Annotated in this window: 17 protein-coding genes and 1 pseudogene; 14 read left to right on the plus strand and 4 right to left on the minus strand. The window is 36.0% G+C overall.

From position 1 onward, the window contains the following. Positions 1 to 50 precede the first annotated feature (50 nt). Positions 51 to 1,487, plus strand: a complete 1,437-nt coding sequence (locus tag MHH33_RS08390) for an FAD-binding oxidoreductase (RefSeq protein WP_342543539.1) — start codon at positions 51 to 53, stop codon at positions 1,485 to 1,487. Continuing rightward, on the plus strand, positions 1,484 to 2,023 hold the full coding sequence (locus tag MHH33_RS08395) for an MFS transporter (RefSeq protein WP_342543540.1): 540 nt from the start codon (positions 1,484 to 1,486) through the stop codon (positions 2,021 to 2,023). Before MHH33_RS08390 ends, MHH33_RS08395 begins: the two co-directional genes overlap by 4 nt. Before the next feature lie 134 nt (positions 2,024 to 2,157). Here the strand turns inward: MHH33_RS08395 and MHH33_RS08400 are convergent, their stop codons facing one another. After that, a complete protein-coding gene (locus tag MHH33_RS08400; RefSeq protein WP_342543541.1) occupies positions 2,158 to 2,550 on the minus strand; it encodes a DUF4181 domain-containing protein in 393 nt (130 codons plus the stop codon). 166 nt (positions 2,551 to 2,716) lie between these two features. On the opposite strand from MHH33_RS08400, the gene MHH33_RS08405 reads away from it, so the two are divergent. Further along, positions 2,717 to 2,899, plus strand: coding sequence for a hypothetical protein (locus MHH33_RS08405; RefSeq protein ID WP_342543542.1), 183 nt, complete (start codon positions 2,717 to 2,719; stop codon positions 2,897 to 2,899). A 217-nt stretch (positions 2,900 to 3,116) separates the two neighbouring features. Here MHH33_RS08405 and MHH33_RS08410 read toward each other — a convergent pair whose 3' ends face one another. Next, positions 3,117 to 4,373 carry a TolB domain-containing protein gene (locus tag MHH33_RS08410; protein ID WP_342543543.1) on the minus strand — a complete coding sequence of 419 codons (1,257 nt, stop codon included), beginning with the start codon at positions 4,371 to 4,373 and terminating at the stop codon, positions 3,117 to 3,119. A 280-nt stretch (positions 4,374 to 4,653) separates the two neighbouring features. Here MHH33_RS08410 and speD point away from each other — a divergent pair, with 280 nt between their 5' ends. The 6 genes from speD (at position 4,654) to tatC (ending at position 9,384) form a co-directional block, all read left to right on the plus strand. Then, positions 4,654 to 5,460 (plus strand): adenosylmethionine decarboxylase, encoded by an 807-nt coding sequence (speD, locus tag MHH33_RS08415; RefSeq protein ID WP_016427012.1) that lies wholly within the window; start codon positions 4,654 to 4,656, stop codon positions 5,458 to 5,460. Between the two features lie 461 nt (positions 5,461 to 5,921). Beyond that, positions 5,922 to 6,938 carry a multicopper oxidase domain-containing protein gene (locus MHH33_RS08420; protein ID WP_016427013.1) on the plus strand — a complete coding sequence of 339 codons (1,017 nt, stop codon included), beginning with the start codon at positions 5,922 to 5,924 and terminating at the stop codon, positions 6,936 to 6,938. A 14-nt stretch (positions 6,939 to 6,952) separates the two neighbouring features. After that, entirely contained in the window at positions 6,953 to 8,122 is a 1,170-nt protein-coding gene (locus tag MHH33_RS08425) for a ZIP family metal transporter (protein ID WP_342543544.1), read from the plus strand. A 20-nt stretch (positions 8,123 to 8,142) separates the two neighbouring features. Continuing rightward, complete coding sequence (locus tag MHH33_RS08430; RefSeq protein WP_342543545.1) at positions 8,143 to 8,367, plus strand: helix-turn-helix transcriptional regulator; 225 nt, start codon at positions 8,143 to 8,145, stop codon at positions 8,365 to 8,367. 59 nt (positions 8,368 to 8,426) lie between these two features. Continuing rightward, the gene (locus MHH33_RS08435) at positions 8,427 to 8,618 is read left to right on the plus strand and encodes a twin-arginine translocase TatA/TatE family subunit (RefSeq protein WP_016427016.1); all 192 of its coding nucleotides are present in this window, start codon (positions 8,427 to 8,429) and stop codon (positions 8,616 to 8,618) included. A gap of 37 nt (positions 8,619 to 8,655) precedes the next feature. Beyond that, positions 8,656 to 9,384 carry a twin-arginine translocase subunit TatC gene (gene tatC / locus MHH33_RS08440; protein ID WP_342543546.1) on the plus strand — a complete coding sequence of 243 codons (729 nt, stop codon included), beginning with the start codon at positions 8,656 to 8,658 and terminating at the stop codon, positions 9,382 to 9,384. Positions 9,385 to 9,696: 312 nt separating this feature from the next. On the opposite strand, the gene MHH33_RS08445 is transcribed toward tatC, so the two are convergent. Both MHH33_RS08445 and MHH33_RS08450 read right to left on the minus strand, forming a co-directional pair. Then, on the minus strand, positions 9,697 to 11,805 hold the full coding sequence (locus MHH33_RS08445) for a heavy metal translocating P-type ATPase (protein ID WP_342543547.1): 2,109 nt from the start codon (positions 11,803 to 11,805) through the stop codon (positions 9,697 to 9,699). Beyond that, entirely contained in the window at positions 11,802 to 12,179 is a 378-nt protein-coding gene (locus MHH33_RS08450) for a metalloregulator ArsR/SmtB family transcription factor (protein WP_016427019.1), read from the minus strand. The genes MHH33_RS08445 and MHH33_RS08450 overlap by 4 nt, the downstream gene beginning before the upstream one ends. 149 nt (positions 12,180 to 12,328) lie before the next feature. Between MHH33_RS08450 and MHH33_RS08455 the strand changes: the two genes are divergently transcribed. From MHH33_RS08455 to MHH33_RS08475, 5 genes and pseudogenes are all read left to right on the plus strand, one after another. Continuing rightward, positions 12,329 to 12,874, plus strand: coding sequence for a copper resistance CopC family protein (locus MHH33_RS08455; protein ID WP_342543548.1), 546 nt, complete (start codon positions 12,329 to 12,331; stop codon positions 12,872 to 12,874). Further along, the gene (locus MHH33_RS08460) at positions 12,871 to 13,968 is read left to right on the plus strand and encodes a CopD family protein (RefSeq protein WP_342543549.1); all 1,098 of its coding nucleotides are present in this window, start codon (positions 12,871 to 12,873) and stop codon (positions 13,966 to 13,968) included. Before MHH33_RS08455 ends, MHH33_RS08460 begins: the two co-directional genes overlap by 4 nt. 462 nt (positions 13,969 to 14,430) lie before the next feature. After that, positions 14,431 to 14,961 (plus strand): HAD family hydrolase, encoded by a 531-nt coding sequence (locus tag MHH33_RS08465; protein ID WP_342543550.1) that lies wholly within the window; start codon positions 14,431 to 14,433, stop codon positions 14,959 to 14,961. A 26-nt stretch (positions 14,962 to 14,987) separates the two neighbouring features. Beyond that, positions 14,988 to 15,193: pseudogene (locus MHH33_RS08470) on the plus strand (TIGR03943 family protein); the annotation flags it as partial. A gap of 669 nt (positions 15,194 to 15,862) precedes the next feature. Further along, positions 15,863 to 16,054: a hypothetical protein gene (locus tag MHH33_RS08475; RefSeq protein ID WP_342543551.1), complete on the plus strand. Its 192-nt coding sequence runs from the start codon at positions 15,863 to 15,865 to the stop codon at positions 16,052 to 16,054. The last annotated feature ends 61 nt before the right edge of the window (positions 16,055 to 16,115 follow it).

A 16,115-nucleotide genomic window follows, 5' to 3' on the forward strand; every position in this document is an offset into this window, starting at 1 on the left:
ATGGTTGCTTAGGCAGCCTATTTCTTTTTATAGACCTTTGGAGGTTAAGAATGATCAAAATTCGATATTTAGCAATCGTAATATATGCGGTAGTATTGGCTTCTTCCTTTACCATGTATCAGTCTCAACAAGTCAATCTGACACAAGAAGACAGAGGACGTCTGTTACCTGTCAAAATGAAGTCCGTGAAATCAACCGATAGTGAAGATGAAATCCAAAGTATTGTTCGTAACGCGGATCTGAAGGACGAGAAGATTTCGATAGCAGGTATGCAACACAGTCAAGGTGGTCAAACCCTTTATCCAGGGGGGATAATGCTCGACATGAAGCAATATAATAAAATTCTCAACCTGGATGAAAAAAATAAGCTCATTACAGTACAAAGTGGCGTGACATGGGCTGATATTCAATCTTACATAAATCCGTACGGTCTAGCTTTAAAAGTCAGTCAATCGCAAAACATTTTCACTGTTGGGGGGTCAATGAGCGTGAATGTTCATGGCCGTGATATCCGCCATCATACGCTGATTGAAACGATAGAATCATTTCGGTTACTTAATGCTGAAGGACAAATAATCAATGTGAGCCGGAATGAAAATGCAGAGTTGTTTAAACTAGTAATCGGTGGCTACGGGCTTTTCGGAGTTATCTTAGATGTGACCTTGGAATTGACAGAAGACGAACTTTATCAAGTACATACAGAATCAATTTCTTACGATGAATACACATCGTATTTCACAAAAAATGTTTTGCAAAATGATGATGTAAAAATGCATCTTGCCAGAATCTCAGTAGCACCAGATAGCTTTTTAACGGATATGTATGTAACTGATTTTTCTACTGCTTCTGATCAATCAAATTTAGAAGATTACACTTCGTTGAAACGGGAAAGTATCATTGCCATCCCTAAATTTTTCCTTGGTCTTTCGCGTCTGAGTGGTTGGGGTAAAAATACGTTCTGGAATATCCAAGAAGGATATAATGACCGGTTGGAGCATTCATATATGTCCAGAAATAATGTTATGCGGTCTGAGACAACTTTTATGGATTATGATAATGCTACAAACACAGAAGTGCTACAGGAATATTTTGTTCCGATTGATCAGTATTCTTCGTATATCGATGATTTGAGAAAATTGCTGAAAGATGAAAAAGAGATAAACTTATTGAACATCACAGTGCGCTACGTGGGGCAAAATGAAGAATCTGTCATGTCTTACACAAAAGATGACATGTTTGCACTCGTGATTCTTATTAATCAAGGCAAGAGTGAAGAGAGTATAGAATCCACAGGTCAAATCATCAGAAAAATGATTGATGTAACGCTGGACCATGATGGGAGCTATTATTTGCCTTATTATCACTATCCGACCAGGAAACAGCTGGAAAAAGCATATCCGAGAACAAATGAATTCTTCGAGATGAAAGAAAAATACGATCCAGAAGAGCGCTTCATGAATCTTTTCTATGAGGAGTATCACAAATGAATGCAAGAAAATTTATACTTTATCAAGGTACAGTTGGAATGGCAGCAAGCATGATTTTTCCGTTTTATATATTGCTGCTAAAAAATGTGGGGAACAGCTACGTCCAGTTCGGATGGGCTTATGGGCTTTTCGCATTAACTGCTGCGCTAAGTTATCCTGTAATAGGGAAATTCGCTGACAAAGCAGGAGACAAAATTCTTTTAATGATTTATTCATGGGGGATGGCATTGATTTTGCTGGTGTTCCCATTGGCTTTTGAAATCTGGCATATCTACGTACTTCAAATAATCATGGGTTTACTAGGTGCCGTCCAAAAAAACTCTGAAAAAACGATTCTGGCACGTACCGTTCAAAAAGAAACGGCTGGGAAGGAAATCGGTCGTTATCATGTTTGGACCTCTATAGGAGCTGCCGTTGCCGTGATTGGAACAGGCTATTTAGTCGATTTTCTGACGATTGGCAGTATCTTTTATCTGGCATCAATCGTTTTTGCATGGAGCGGGTTTTATGTGATGAGGCTTGATACGAAGGTTTAAACTTGGATTTTACAAACACTGGGGTCTCGCTCCGGTGTTTGTTTTTTTTGATGTCAATTCATTCAGAATAAAAAAATTAATTACTGTTCTTTTCTTACTGTGTTTTATATAAAATACACATAGTAGGTCTTAGATTATGCTTGTTGTCCTATGAAGATAATTAAAAATATTACTAAAATCAAAATTGAACCTAACCATTCATAATAGTAAGCCTTTTCTTCCCGATGTAAAAGCCATTCCTCAAATCCGCGAGTTATCCCCAGTAAAAAAAACAGAGCAAACATGGGAGTAGTCAAAATTAATCCTAAATTTGTTTGATTGGATGTCTTCTCAGCCAAGCTCATCATACTTGCAAAAAATAAAAAACAAATAACAAACTCGAAAGCAAGTATATAACGGTTTCTATCTTGAGAAATCATTCCTCTCCATTTGCTTTTTATATTCAGTCTTTTTTTAAAGTAAAATTGGGTAATAAATAGATAACTGGCAAAGGCAATGAATAACCCTGTTAACGTAAAAGCATCCATGAAGCACCTCCTAATATTTGTAATTGTCACTATAATATTCTTCATCCCTATTCAACAATCCTGCAAACTTAAATGTATTTTAAATTTGTACTGCATCACAGCGGTTGAAAATAGAAGCAGTATGGATTTGTATTTATTTTTCCAAAAATGAAGGGAAGGGATTAAATTGGGTTGGTTTTTTGGAGTTATATTAGGTTTGCTTTTCGGCATGGGCGTTTACATTGACTGGAAAAGAAAGAAAATCAATAATTATCCACTTCGATTAACACACCCACATGCAAAGCCAGGGGATGATTCGAATTACCGGATGGGTGATAACAACAACTATACTGGTGGCGGGATGGATTGATACCTTTAGATTTATAGGAAGGAAGTGAATTTATGTGGTGGTTATTAATCGTACCTATTTTTTATCGCATTCATAGACGACTTCATGTAATGGAAGAAGAAGTAGCAAGATTGGATCAATTAAAGAAATCTATATTAATAAAATAATTAAAAAAACCATCCGCATGGATGGTTTTTTTATGTTTCCAGAGTTGGCTTTCACTTTGTTAAGCTAACCATCATTTTGAAGGATAAAAGGAGTACGGTCCGATATCTTGTATCCATATTTGTGCATTTTCCCCATTCGGTTCGGCTACCCACAAATCCCCTTTGGTAGAAGCGATATCGATTTGTCTTACCCAAGTGATTTTGTTTATCAAGGGCAGGAATTGTGGGTTATAATCTCCTTGATCTTTAGAAGGCATTGTTATTTGGATTTGTTTCTGACTGTCTAGAGTTACAAAATATAATGTTGGTTTGGGTCGTTTTTTAGGGTCATTTGACCAGTCAGTTTCTTTTACTCTGGATACGATAAGAGAACGGTCGTTGACCCATGTAAATCCCATGTCTGCATAGTTTTTGGGAGTAAGGGTCAAAGTATGGTATGCAGGGAGTTCAGTTACTTTTAAATCTTTATCTTTGAAACCAAATACGATTCGTCCTCCGCCTGCGATATAACCGAGTAAACTGTCCTTAAATGACCACTTCGACTGGAACTCGAGGATTACCTCATCGAGTACGGTGAATTCTTTCCCTTCTGCAGAAATTACACAAAGCATATCACTGTCCATAGAAAAGGAAGCAGTTGGTGACACAATAAAAGATATCCATTTGTTATTTGGTGAATAAGCAAACGATTGGGCATTGATTGAAGGGATTTTTACATCATTTTTCTTAAGTTCTTTTGGAATAACTAAAAATTTTTTCACGTGTTTTGTTAAGTCGCTGATGTTTTGATAACCACCCTTTAATGAAATGGTATAGAGGATTGGATGTGTCCATCCATCTGGCCTCAAGGAAGCACTTGATGATGCGATAAAGCCCTTTCCATTCGGCTGCCATTCATAAGCGTCGACTCCTAGAGCGATATTATAAAAACTGGTTAAGTCAGATATATTTAAAACACCGCCACTTTGAAAAGCCACAATATTTTCTGTTGGCGACCATTTTGGATCGTGTCCATCATAAAAAATTTTACGGTGCTTTTTGGTTTGTAAATCATAGACCCACAATTCATTTTCAGTACCTTGACTTTCATTAATGGTAGCCCGTACTTCTTTTTGATAAAGAAGCATTTTACCATCAAAAGACCATTGTGGGGGATAAGGATAATTTGATTTTTGATCTGTCACTTTTTTGTCTAAACCTTTATCGTTTATCCACAAAAAGCCGTCCTTAATGTAGGCGACTTTAACTGTAGAATCAGTTGGTGTCGCATTCGATATAGAAGGAGATAAAAAACAGAATATCACTAACATATGAATAAGTTTAACCATACAATCACCTCTTAGTTCATATATTGTGCCTTATTAAAAAACTTACACTTAAGTAAATGGGAAAGTTTTTCACGTTTTCTATACTATTATGCCGTGACTTAAAGAATATAAAATGATTGAATTTGCCATTTTGTAAAAAGTGATATAATTGACTGTATGTTTCACAATAATGAATTCTTTAAAAATATAGCATGTGAAAAATATGGCTTTTTTCACAAAAAAATTTTTAATTACTGTGCAAAATTTGTCTAAAATTTAGTTGAGAAGGGGATTACATAATATGAGTTTAACGCCAAATGAAAGAATTAAATTACATGGTTTTAACAATCTAACCAAAACATTAAGTTTTAACATGTACGATATATGCTACACAAGAACTAAGGAAGAGCGCGAGGCTTATATCAACTATATTGACGAACAATATAATGCAGAGCGTCTTACGAACATCTTGACCAACGTGTCAGATATGATTGAGGCAACCATTTTAAATATTGCGCAACAAGATTATGAGCCTCAAGGTGCGAGTGTGACGATTCTTGTTTCTGAAGGACCGGTCGATGAATCACCATTGGAATCATTCAAGCAATCTCCTGGGCCGTTTCCTGATACAGTAGTAGGTCATTTGGACAAAAGTCATATAACGGTTCACACATATCCTGAGTACCATCCTGACGAAGGAATCAGTACATTCCGTGCAGATATCGATATTTCAACATGTGGAGAGATTTCTCCTCTTAAAGCTCTGAACTATTTGATTCACTCTTTTGAAACAGACGTAATGGTCATGGATTACCGCGTGCGTGGCTTTACGAGAGACGTGAAAGGTCATAAACTTTTCATAGACCATGACATCAATTCCATTCAAAATTTCATTCCTAAAAGCGTTCAGGACGTTTTCCAAATGATCGATGTGAATGTCTATCAGGAAAACATTTTCCATACAAAATGTAAACTGAAGAAATTCGACCTTAACAATTACTTATTCGGGTACAAGGAAGATGAGTTATCTGAAGAAGAAAAGATTGAGATTACGAAGAAACTGAAAAAAGAAATGGATGAAATCTTCTACGCGAAAAATATGTCTTAAATAGACAAAAAAAGGTCCCCCAAAAAGGGTACCGTGTTCCGTATTGATGTACAAAAGAAGAACTAACATATTAAAACGTTAATCAAATAACAACAAAAAGCACTGCAATTCAAATTGCAGTGCTTTTTTATTTTTATGCGACTCGATTTCTACAAGGTAAATTGGACTAAGAGCTCTCGTGGGTTTGGCATCCAATAAATCCGACTGAATTGATAACAGTATCTTCAAACTAACAATCCAAATTATTGGAGGTTAAAAAATAGGACAAGTTTCACTCTTAATTAAGTTGGGTGCTTTTTCTTCTGCTCAAGAATATAACAAAATAACAACCTTGCAATCATAAAACATTTTTTTATTTAATAAAAAAAAATAGTCATTGACAAAAAGATTACTTCAGGAATAAAGTATGTGTAATAACAATAAACTTTCCTAAGGGAAACTTTTTTGAGGAGGGTCAAACAATGAGCGAAGAAAACAACGTTTCTAGACGCGACATCTTAAAGTTGGGATCTGCCGGGGTCATTGGGGTAGCAGGCAGTTATTTGTTAAGTACAATGACTGGATTAAATCCCGTCATTAAAGCAGCTACACACAGTGGTAATAAGCACGGCAACATGAATCACAGTAATACAATGACGGATGTTTCAAAAAGCGAAGGCTATAAGATGGCTGAAAAAGCACTTACAACGTTTGATTATGGCACAGTGAGTGTGCTACCAAATGGGCAAACGTTACGTGTTTATGAAGTTGAAGCTATTGATAAAGAAATAGAAATTGCAAAAGGGATAAAATTTCCTGGTTGGACGTATAACGGAACGATTCCTGGACCGACGTTTCGTTGTACAGAGGGTGATCTTTTACGTTTCAACTTTATTAATAAAGGCAGTCATCCTCACTCGATTCATTTTCATGGAATTCACCCACCAGAAATGGATGGATTGGAGTCTATATATCCCGGACAGACATTCACGTATGAATTTGAAGCAAAACCATATGGATTACAAATTTACCATTGCCATGTCATGCCTTTAGCTCGACATATTCATAAAGGGTTATATGGTAATTTTATTATCGATCCAAAAAAGCCAAGAGAACCGGCGTTAGAATTGAACATGGTCATGAATGGATTTGATTTGGATTTAGACGGCGAAAACGAATTTTATACGGTGAATGGATATGCGAATGCATTTATGAACCATCCGATTAAAATCAAGAAAGATCAACTTGTCCGAATATACTTAAGTAATTTAACTGAATTCGACTTATTAAATTCTTTCCACTTGCATGCTAATTACTTTACGTATTATCCAACAGGTCGAAATGATAACCCTTCACAGTTTACAGATACAATTATGCAATGTCAGGGTGAGCGAGGGATTCTGGAAGTGCGTTTTCCGTATAAAGGGAAATATATGTTTCATGCTCATGTAAGTGAGTTCGCTGAGTTAGGCTGGATGGGATTTTTCGAAGTAGAGTAAAGGAGGGTTAATAGATGAAAGTTAAATGGATTATATCGGGATTAGTACCCCTATTGTTACTTGTGGCAGTAGTTGCTTGGGTGATGATCAATGGTGCTGGTATTGAGAAAGACCCTGCCGCCCCAATCGAAGTACTAAATATTGAACGAATTAACACAACATACAGTGGGTTTGAAATATCAATCAGTAATACTGGGCCAGAGCCCCTAACGATATCTCAAGTAATAGTGAATGATTCGATATGGAATTTTGGTGTCTCTCCATCAGAAACATTAAAACGATTTGAAGAAGGGGAAATTACGATTAATTACCCTTGGGTGCAAGGCGATCCACATGTAATTAAGATAATTACTGAAAATGGAATTATTACAGAAGGTGAAATTGCAGCTGCGACACTCACTCCAGAAAGAAGCTGGAGCAATTTTCTTAATTACGGGTTTATAGGGTTTTATGTTGGTATCGTACCCATTACATTAGGTTTATTGTGGTATCCATTCATGAAACGTTTCTCACGAAAATGGATTAACGCTATTCTTGCTCTTACCGTTGGGTTACTTCTATTCTTATTTATTGGTACATTGGCTGATGGCTTTGAAATGGGTGCTGAAGCGCCTGCAGTCTTGCAAGGTACTATGGTGGTAGTGCTAGGTGCAGTTCTTACTTTCTTATTATTAATTGGATTTGACCAGTATTCACAGAAAAAACAAGCATTGAAAGTTTCTTCTCCTTTTAATATCGCTTTATTAATGGCTGTCGGAATCGGGCTCCATAACTTTGGGGAAGGGCTGGCTATCGGTACTTCGTTCTCTCTTGGCGAAGCTGCACTAGGCACATTCTTAGTCATTGGCTTTACTCTTCATAACATTACTGAAGGTATAGGAATAGCAGCTCCCTTGTTGAAGATTAAACCTAGAATAAGAGACTTTGTATTATTAGGCGTAATAGCAGGTGCTCCAGCAATTATTGGTACCTGGGTTGGTGGCTTCATTTTCTCTCCGATTCTCGGCGCATTGTTCTTAGGGATTGGTGCAGGTGCCATCTTACAAGTAATTTATGTCATCACTAAAATGTTAATTAACGATCATAAGAAACATTTGGAACCTACTGTTTCTTGGTTAAACTTCAGTGGTTTCACAATCGGTCTGCTAATCATGTATCTTACAGCCTTTTTCGTTAAATATTAAATTTTTCTGAGGTGAAGACGTTGCAAAAGGACCTTAATAATAACAGGAGTAATTTTGGTGCTTGGCTCGATAAACAAGAAGATATAAATATTTATTCGTTAGAAAAAGCATCAAACATCGGTTATGCAACCATTAAAAAATTATGTAACAACCAAAACTACTCACCTAGATTTTCAACCATTGCGAAAATAAATCATGGCTTAAAAATGCTCGGAAAGAATATTGAAGTGAATGATTATCTTTGAGTACCTTTACCTTGCTTAGATACAGCTATTCAAAACATAACAATTAATAGGAGGAAATCATGATGCAAAATATAGGAATTCCAGGATTGATTTTGGTATTGGTTATTGCTCTTATCATTTTCGGACCATCTAAATTGCCTGAAATCGGAAAAGCTTTCGGTTCCACATTAAGAGAGTTCAAGAATTCAACTAAGGATCTTTTATCAGAAGAAAAAAGCGCGACTCCCAAAGAACAAGTAAATAAAGAGTAAATATTAGATAATGAAGTACGTTTAAGGAGGATTGTAGATGAAAGGTCAAAGCATGAATGTTGTTCAACATTTAGAAGAATTACGCAAGGCAATTATGATTACTCTAGGAATTTTTCTACTGTTTTTTGTGCTGGCCTTCATTTACGTTCAGGATATATATCACTTGCTGGTCAAAGACTTGCCATTTAAGCTAGCTTTATTGGGTCCAAGCGATATATTGATGGTTTATTTAATGATTTCAAGTGTTGTCGCGTTAGCTGCTACTATGCCTGCTGCTGCACATCAAGTTTGGCGATATATTAGTCCAGGTTTGACAGAGAAGGAGCGTAAAGTGTCGCTTGCGTATGTACCGGCACTATTTATTCTATTTATAATAGGTATCAGTTTTGGGTACTTTATTTTATTTCCTCTAGTGATGAGTTTTTTAATGTCATTGTCCAATGACATGTTTACTACTTTTTTCACAACAGAAAAATATTTCCGGTTTTTGTTGAATATGACTTTACCTTTTGGGTTTCTATTTGAACTGCCAGTCGTGATAATGTTTTTAACAAGTTTAGGAATAATTAATCCGTATGTTTTACAAAAAATAAGAAAGTATGCTTATTTTGTGTTGATTGTTACTTCCGTATTGATTACACCACCAGATTTCTTGTCAGATATTCTTGTGATTATTCCTTTACTCCTGTTATATGAAAGCAGTATCACATTGTCTAAATTTGTGATTAAACGACAACAAAAAATGTTAGATAAATTAGTTACGTAAGAACACACTTTTCACTAAAAGTCTAATTACCATTTCATATTTCACCCAGTAAACAAGAAAAGCCCTCAGAAAGAATTCTGTTGGCTGTGAATTTATCGCTTTTGGTTAAGTCGATCTTACTTTACATGTAATCTTATTACTTTTCACCAATTTAACCGTGAAAAAAAGTGACACAGTTTATAGTTTATATGTGAAGTGAGCCACTCTAAATTAATGGGAAAATATTTATTCATCATAATGTAATAGAGCCATTATCAATAACCCCCTGAGTAAAAGGTATTGGTAATGGCTCTTTTTATCTTCTCAAATATTTTAATATTTTGTTCGGATCAGTCTTAATGAATTGAGTACTACAATTAACGTTGCACCCATATCTGCAAAAATTGCCATCCATAACGTTAACCAACCCGGAATAATTAACACGAGGGCCAATACTTTTAACCCAAAGGCAAATGCAACATTTTGGTAGATGATGTTCAACGTTTTTCTGCTTAATGCAATGGTATATGGGAGTTTCTCTAAATCATCGGCCATTAAAGCGATATCAGCTGTTTCGAGCGCCGTATCGGTTCCAGCACCTCCCATTGCGATTCCAACAGTTGCACTTGCTAAAGCAGGAGCGTCATTTACTCCATCTCCAACCATAGCAACTTTACCATGCTCTTCTCTGAGTGATTTAATCACACTTAATTTGTCTTGTGGCATCAATTCAGCTCTGACATCAGTTAATTCCAGTTGCTTACCAATAGCACTGCCTGTTGCCTGATTATCGCCCGTTAACATAATAGTCTTTTGAATACCCAATTTGTGAAGTTTTTTGATGACATTTAGGCTGTTTTCTCTCACTTGATCAGCTACTGCAATGAGTCCTTTGAGTTCATATTCAGTGCCCAGTAACATGACCGTCTTCCCGTCCATTTGAAGAGCTTTAACTTGGGCTTCAATTGTGCTTAATATAGAGTGAGTTTCTCTAAATAAATTTGGACTTCCAATATAGATAACCTGGTCATCAATCGTCGCTTTGGCACCTTTTCCTGTGATCGATTGGAAATCCACAACCGGTACCAATTCGATTTTTTGTTTTTCAGCTTCTTTCATGATGGCTGATGCAAGTGGGTGTTGAGAAAACTTTTCGATGGATGCTGAAAGCTGCAGAATTTCCGAAATGTTCATTTCTGATAGGGAAACAACGGACGTTACTTCAGGTGTTCCTTTTGTCAGAGTTCCAGTTTTATCGAATGCAACAACCTTCAAGCGACCGGCTTCTTCTAAATGGATACCGCCTTTAATTAACACACCATTTCTTGCGGCGTTTCCAATGGCAGTTACAATGGCTACTGGAGTTGATACTACTAAAGCACACGGGCATCCAACCACCAAGACTGCCAAGCCACGATAAATCCACTCACTCCAATCTCCACCGAGGAATAGGGGAGGGAACACAGCAACTAATAATGAAATTAACATAATGGCTGGTGTGTAATATTTAGCAAACTTATCAACAAATTGTTGAGATGGCGCTTTTTCAGCCTGAGCTTCTTCGACCAAATGAATAATCTTGGCAATTGTAGTATCTTCTACACGTTTTGTTACACGAACCTCTAATGAACCTTCTTCATTCAACGTTCCTGCATATACTTCGTCTCCGATCATTTTGTGAACCGGAACAGATTCTCCCGTAATTGATGCTTGATTAATGGATGATTGGCCAAGAATGACCTCTCCATCCATGGCAATTTTTTGACCCGGCTTCAGAATCATGACATCGCCAATTTGAATGTCTTCAACCGCCACGTCGAACTCGTTCTTTCCGCGTTTGATAATCGCAGTATTTGGTGCAATATCCATTAGAGTGCGAATAGATTGTCGTGCTTTATCCATCGAATAGCTTTCCAATGCCTCACTTATCGCAAAGAGAAAGACGACGACAGCTCCTTCTCCCCATTCACCGATAATAGCTGCACCAATCACGGCAATGGTCATCAATGTTTTCATATCAAATTGAAGTTTTGTTAAATTGACCAAACCTACTTTAATGAGATTGTAGCCACCAATTAAGATTGATAATCCGAAAATAAAGATGGTTTGATTACTCTCTTCATCATATATTACTGAAGATATGTATCCCAGAAGAAGGAGTAACGCAGAAATAAACGTCCTTTGATTCTCTCTTTTTTTCCAGATCGACTCTCTTTTCTCTTGTACTTTCTGGTTTGCCGGAACTACTTTAATACCATCAAATGCACCTGCTTTTTCTAATTCTTCTATCGAAGCATTCCCGAGAACAGTCAGTTTTGAGGCACCAAAGTTTAACTGTACATCGTTGACCGTTTCGATATCCCGTAGGTTCTTTTCAAACTTGGCAGCACAATTTGTACAAGATAGTCCCTGCAATCTGTATACATTTTTGTCTTCACTCATTTGTTCCAACCTTCTTTCGAATGATCAAGTGCAATACGAACCAACTGTAGGACGTGATTGTCGACAACTGAATAAAAAACGAGTTTTCCTTCTTTTCGATATTTAGCTAATCCCATATCACGTAAATAGCGTAAATGATGAGAGGCAGTAGCTGTCGAAGTTCCAATAATATTTGCCACGTCGCAAACACACAGTTCTTTTTCAATAGTCAATGCATACGTGATTTTTAATCTTGTTGCATCAGAAAGTGCTTTAAATATTAACTCGACATTGTTGATTTCTTCAATTCTAGGTTTAACTCGCTTTATTACGTCTGTATCAAAACAAGTCGTTTCACATATATCTTTTGGACTTGTTTTCACTAATTTAGTCATTATACCCACCTCATTCAAATATCTGTTTGATTGTTACTGCTAGTGTATGCAAGGGACAGTAAATTGTCAATAATGATATTCAAATGTTTGTTTGAATATGAAATTTTTCTTGTTACAATCATGGAAAGAGACATTAGGAGGAATTAGAGTTGAAAAAATTAATCATCTTAACATTATTATTTCTTTTTATATTTAGTCCTTCTGCTTTGGGACATTCTGGACTTTCAAGTTCTACCCCTGCAAATGGAGAGGTCGTTAAAGAAGAATTATCAAGCATAACCTTACTGTTTAACACAACAGTTGAGAATACAAGTATTCTTAAAGTAATCAATGAAGATGGGGGAGAGGTACATATTGAAGAACTCTTAATAAAACAGAATGAAATGATCGGTAGGTTTTCGGAACCTTTAGAAGAAGGAGAGTTCACTGTTAACTGGAAAATAATCGGGGCAGATGGGCACCCAATTGAAAATACCTTCTCATTTAGAGTGGAGCTCCCGAAGGAAACAGATTCTGAAGTTCCCAATCAACAGAGCCCTGAAGAGATTATTTCTCCCCCTAGTGACGTTAATGATCAAAAATTAGTTAAAGAGGCGAAAGACTCAAATAACATAATGATTAGCGCGGCTTTGTTATTGGTATTGATAGCAATTTGCACAACTTTTTGGTTGTTGAGAAAGGAAGAAAGTAAATGATTTTAATTTATTTATCTGAGACGCTATTATATTTGTGTTTTTCACTGATAACGGGTTCACTCATCTTGTCACTTATACCCGGTAGTAGAAAACCGGAAATAACCATTCGAAAACGATGGATTCAGATTTCTATTTTAGGAATTGTGATCTTTTCCCTCTTTCCGGTAATACGACTCGTACTCTTTCTTTACGAGGACATTGGGTTATGGGTAACCATACAAAATGTAATTTCTACATTTGAAGTCGGGCAAGCATGGTCATTTACGCTGTTTGTATCAATTGCATTTTATCTGTATGTTTCCATCTTCTCGATTTTCACTAAAAAAATTCACACGGTCATTTCATTGTCCTTCACCTTTGTTCTTCTCTTAGCGTTGGGATGGGCGAGTCATTCAGCCTCTCTGAACGAGTGGAGTGGATTTGTAGCGCATTGCATCCATTTCCTAGCGGTAACAATTTGGGTCGGCATATTGATAGTAGTCAGCTGGTTTTCGGTGAATTCTGCAAACTGGTTAACATTTTTAAAATGGTTTACGCCCGTAGCCATAAGCTGCTTATTGGTAGTAGCTGCGTCAGGGTACTTTCTGATGACTTTAGTTATTGATTTGAACAATTATGCAGATACTTGGATTCTCCCATATGGACAATCTTTGCTTATTAAGCACTTAATACTTATTCCCATAATCTTTTTTGCAATTATCAACGGAATTTGGATGAAGCGAAAAATTCAAAAGGACTCAACTATTAATCCACGTAATTGGGTTAAAGCGGAGAGTTTTACTCTACTATTAATTTTCTCGGCGACAGCTGTCCTTGCACAACAAGAAGCACCACATGACATTGACTCAGTAGCTGCCAGTAATGGAATGGCGAGATTATTTAGTACAGTTTACTCCGAATCTATTTCTTTACCCATCGATGCTTCCATGGATTTAAACATGTTAGGCATTCTCTTTTTTGGACTATCCATCTGTTTCTTATCCTTTGCTTGGTTTGCGACGGTGAAAAAGTTCTCGCCTCTTATAGCCTTTAGTATGAGCATTTTATGTATGATTTCCATGTATTTAGGGTTAATGAACAGTGTAGTTTTCTAATTAAAGTATATAGCAGTGTTGAACTTAAAGAATTCCAATATGAAGTTTGCAGTAATCGAAACAATTGTTGCGGTAGCCTTACTGGCTGTGATTGTAGTTATGAGTTGCAATAAAAGTCAGGAACAAGTCTCGCGATATATAATTGATGTAATACAAAAAAGGCATGGATATTTTCATTGAAAATTGTAAAGTTTAAAGAGAACAAACCGAGGAAAAACTGCAAAGACAGTATATTCTCGGTTTTTCTATAGACAATGTATATTTCAAACTTAATAGCAATTTCATTCCTAAACTGAATCCAGAAATGAAACAATTCGCAAAATTAATGGAAGGTAATAAAATAGAAGATTGAAAAAGCAGTTCATCAAAAAAGTGTTGGTCGTAATTTTGAAGATATACCTCAAATACGCATAAGCCTGTCTTTATTGAACGAGGTTTAATACATGTAAAGGTGTGATTTTAATGAAGAAGGCTATATTTTTGGATCGTGACGGAGTTATTAATGAAGTGCTAACGGATAGAGTTAAATTTGTAAATAAGCCACATGAGCTATACTTCTTACCTGGTGTTCCAGAAGCCATTAAAAAATTGAATCCTTTCTTTGATTTCATATTTGTAGTAACTAATCAAGGCGGTGTTGGATTGGGATTCATGAAGGAAACTGAGCTCAATAAAATACATGACCATATGATTTCTGAATTAAAGAAGGAAGGGGCCGTTATTCATGACGTGGCTTATTGTCCTCATAAACCAAAATCGGGCTGTGCCTGTCGTAAGCCAAATAGCAAATTAATTATAGATCTCAGTAAAAAGTATGATATTGATTTAATTCAATCCTACATGGTGGGAGACACCGATACAGATATTATTGCAGGGAAAAAGGCAGGGACAAAGGGAGTATTCTTGGGTAAGAGTGATCCGCTAGCAGATGCTGTTTTCCCGGACTTAATAAGTGCTGTGGATTGGATTATAGAAGATGCCACTTCGAAGTAAAACATGCTTGTTAGACGCTTTAAGAAGATAGTGTCCGCTTTAGGCAACTGTTTGTTCTTCGATTCGGTATCATATATTGTGTAGCAGATTTAGGTGTTTTCGGGATGTTAGGTGAATTTCTTGAGGATATGAAAATTGAAGATTACGGATGGATACATGTTAAAGGAACGCTTTCGTCGTCTATTATCAGCCTTTTATATCAACAATCCCTGTGTTAACTGTAAAAGGTTGAAAAAAAACAACAGATCCGAAAGACCAATATGTATATAGTACATATTAATTTTTTGTGAAAAGAAACGTAGCTACTTATAAAGTTTCCATTACCACTTGTAATAAAATAGAAGAAAAAGGTGGACTTTTCAGATTATTACGTTGTTATGATAAATACGGATGGAAAAATAAATCAAGATAAGATAGATGAGAACTTCATGAAAATAATTAACTCAAAGAAAATCTTGCTATGGATTCAAAAATGACTGCCTTTAATGGGCAGTCATTTCAGACTGTAGACAAACAAAAAAATGAGTGAATATAAATGTATACTATTGAAAAAGAGCCTATGCAAGTAAATGTTGATTTCCATTGCGGCAGTAGCTTTGAAATAAAGTTTGATAATTTAAAACAAAGTCCGATAATTTCTAAAAAAGTTTGATCATTTATTAATAAAGTTTGATTAAAATTATCTCACCTCTATCGTTTCTTAGAATTGAGGTGATTTTTTGTTGGATATTTATGTTAATTTCACTATAAAGATTGTGAAAAAATGTACTTAAACTAACGGAGCAGGTAAGTTCAATAAGAAGGCTTTTTTGGAACGCCGTTGAATAAGTTAATATATGTAAATTTTCGAACAAAAGGGGAAGGTGTTTTAAGGAGTGCTTTATATCAAGGGGGAAATGGAGTGGATATTAATATCTTAATCTTACCAATGATTAGTACACTGTTAGGTTTGTATTTAGTTTGTCTGGGACTTTGGGAATTAAGAGTTGGTTTAGATAGAAAAAGATTTATAACCTTCTCGTTTACAGGGCTATTTTTAATCTTCTTATTGCCTGATATTTTTGGGCTACAATTGATTTATAACCCTCAATAAGGGGGTTGGTTTCTAATTGGTAAATTATGTTATAATTTATTAATAACGGGGGGGTTGAGTG

Source organism: Paenisporosarcina sp. FSL H8-0542, assembly GCF_038632915.1.
Taxonomy (GTDB): Bacteria; Bacillota; Bacilli; order Bacillales_A; family Planococcaceae; genus Paenisporosarcina.